General features: G+C 72.0%; 4 protein-coding genes. 3 read left to right on the top strand and 1 reads right to left on the bottom strand.

From position 1 onward, the window contains the following. From UW392_RS45295 to UW392_RS45305, 3 genes are all read left to right on the top strand, one after another. On the top strand, window positions 1-193 hold a 193-nt coding region (locus UW392_RS45295), incomplete at its 5' end, for a fumarate hydratase C-terminal domain-containing protein (RefSeq protein WP_320781173.1). Between the two features lie 449 nt (window positions 194-642). Further along, window positions 643-1,869 (top strand): 2-isopropylmalate synthase, encoded by a 1,227-nt coding sequence (locus UW392_RS45300; RefSeq protein ID WP_320781174.1) that lies wholly within the window; start codon window positions 643-645, stop codon window positions 1,867-1,869. Continuing rightward, entirely contained in the window at window positions 1,866-2,576 is a 711-nt protein-coding gene (locus UW392_RS45305; protein WP_320781175.1) for a hypothetical protein, read from the top strand. Before UW392_RS45300 ends, UW392_RS45305 begins: the two co-directional genes overlap by 4 nt. 40 nt (window positions 2,577-2,616) lie before the next feature. Here UW392_RS45305 and UW392_RS45310 read toward each other — a convergent pair. Beyond that, a partial coding sequence (locus tag UW392_RS45310; protein WP_320781176.1) for a transcriptional regulator occupies window positions 2,617-2,785 on the bottom strand: 169 nt, incomplete at its 5' end.

Here is a 2,785-nt window from a genome sequence, read left to right on the forward strand (position 1 = left end):
CGCCCAGGACTGCATCAAGAAGGTCGAGGTCGTCGAGTACGAGGAGCTCGGCATGGAGGCCGTCTGGAAGATCGAGGTGGAGGACTTCCCGGCGTTCATCGTCGTGGACGACAAGGGCCACGACTTCTTCAAGGACCCGGCTCCGGCTCCGACGTTCACGTCGATCCCCGTCCGGGGGCCCGGCCTCGGCTGATCCGGCGACCGGACGAACCGAGAGCCCCCGGCCGACGCCGGGGGCTTTTCGCGTCAGCACCCGTTCTCTCCGTCGCAGTGGCCGGATCCGCCCTTCCCCGGCCCGCTCCGCGGCCGGAACGGACCGGTCGGTCACATCCGATGCCCCTCGCCCACTGGTCGGCGGCAGTGGGTGGCGGTGGCGGAGGGAGGCGACCGGTAGCCATTTCGCAGTCGGCTGGTTGTTCGCAGCCTTCACGAGTAAAGGTTCAACCAAGACGGCGACCGCGTTCGCGATGACATCCCCACTGGTCATCCACGTACTCCTCACGATTCACTGCCGCGTCGACAGGTTCACAGTCGCATCGCCACGCGAACATTTCACACGATGGTAACCACACAATCACTCAGCGCATCCGCCGACATGATCGACTTCTGGCGACAGACCTGAATCGGCCCAGGAGGCTGGAAATGGATGTAGTGCGGCAGTCGGCGCAGGCCGGCCGGGTGGTCGTCTGGGAGGAGTCCGCCCGCGACGGCGCCCAGGCCAAGACGCTCATGACTCCGGAGTTCCGGGTGCGGCTGGCCCACGAGACGGGCCGCGTCTTCGGTGCGGACGGGCCGCGGCACGTGGTGTTCGCCGCGGGCTTCCCCGCGGTGTGCGACGAGGAGTTCGAGGCCGTACGCCGGGTCGCGGCCGAGGCCGGGGAAGCGGTCAGCGTGGCCGCGGTGTGCCGGGGCGCGGCCCGGGACGTCGAGCAGGCCGTCGCCTCGGTGCGGGGCACCCCCAACGCGCGGGTGATGGTGGTCGTCCCGGCCTCCGAGGCGATGGCGCAGGTGATGGTCCACAAGACGGCCGAAGAAGCCCTCCGGGGAGGGGTCGAGCTGGTCGAGCTGGCACGTGGCCTGGACGACACGGTCGCGGTGGACATCTGCTTCGCCGACGCCTCCCGCGCCGACGCCTCCCTCATGAGCGATTACGCGCAGGCCATGACGGACGCCGGTGCGGGCCTGGTGATACTCGCCGACACGGTCGGCGCCCAACTGCCCGACGCGTGCCGTGACATGTTCGCCGCGGTGCGGGCCGGGACCGGCGAGGACGTGGTGCTCGGCACCCACCTGCACAACGATCTCGGGCTCGGGCTGGCCAACACGCTGCAGGCGCTGGGCACCGGGGTGCGCATGGTGTCCGGTTCGTGGCTGGGCATCGCCGAGCGGGCCGGCCTGGTCGCCACCGAGCAGTTGCTGTTCCTGCTCGCCCGCCACGCCGAGGAGTTCCTGGGCGCCGGCGCGACGCCCTGGTGGACCGCCCCCGACCTGAGGCGGCTGCCTGCGATCGCACGGATGGTGGCCGAGGAGACCGGGATTCCGCTGAGCGTGACCACTCCGATCGTCGGCACAGGGGTGGGCACGATCTCCACCGGTACGCCGTTCGTCCACCCGCAGCTCTTCCAGCCCTACGACCCGGCCGAGGTGCTGGGCGTCCAGCCGAAGGTCCTGCTGACGCAGCTGGCCAGCGCCCGCGTCATCACCGCCGCCGCCACCCGCCTCGGTCACGACCTGGACCGGGACCAGACCCGCGCGGCGATGGCCTGGGTCAAGGCACGTGCCTTCCGCACCGGCACGGCCGTCGTGGACGACGCCGCCTTCGCCGACTATCTCGAGGGCCTTACCCACACCTCCCGGATCAGCGCATGACCGGACCGCTGGAAGGGCGTGCGGATCACGTACCGGTATCGCTGGCGCGGGCCGCGCAGGTCCTGCGTGACGGGGCGGCCGTGGTGATGCCCAACCCGGCGCCGCTGACGCACGTCGTCGTCTCCCCCCGGCCCCGGACCGTGAACGAGGCCAAGGGCCGCCCCGCCGACCAGCCGGTGGCCCTGTTCGCCCACCACCCCGACACGCTGCGCGCCCTCGACGGCGTCTGGGACCTGGGACCCGAACGGCGGGCGACGGCCCGGTGGCTGCTGCTGGAGGAGCGTCTCACCGTCCTGGTTCCGGTGCGCACCGGCATCGACCTGCCCCACTGGGCGGCCCCGGCGGTGAAGGACGGCTGGATGCTGCTGTTCGGCGCCCGGTGGGAACCCCTGCGACCCCTGCTGGACGAGCACCCCGTGCTGTACGTCAGCAGCGCCAACCGTACGGGCCGGCCTCCGGCCGCCACCACGGCGGACGCGCTGGAGATGTTCCCCGACACGGTTCCCGTCCTGGCTCTCCCGGAACAGGAACCGGATGAGCCGTACGCGGCGCCGGCCGGCACGGAGCGGCGCGCCACGACGACCGTGCGCCTGCATCCGGACGGCCGGTTCGAGCTCCACCGGCACGGCGCCCAGGACCAGCACCACGCCGATCCGGACGGGTACCTGCGGCAGCTGCGGGCGCGGTACACGCAGGCCGCCTCCTGAACCGATCGCCCTCGCCGCCGCTCGGAGCGGGCGGGGGCGATCAGTCGTGCGGTGTCTGCCCGATGATCGCCCGCAGCGCGGCGAGGTGCCCGTGGTACGCCTCGCGCCCGCGCGGGGTCAGGCGCAGCCAGACGCGCTGACGGGTGGCGCGTACGGCCTTGCGCTGCTCGACGTATCCGGCGGCGATGAGGGCGCCCGCGTGCTTGCTC

The organism is Streptomyces sp. CRN 30 (assembly GCF_034105845.1).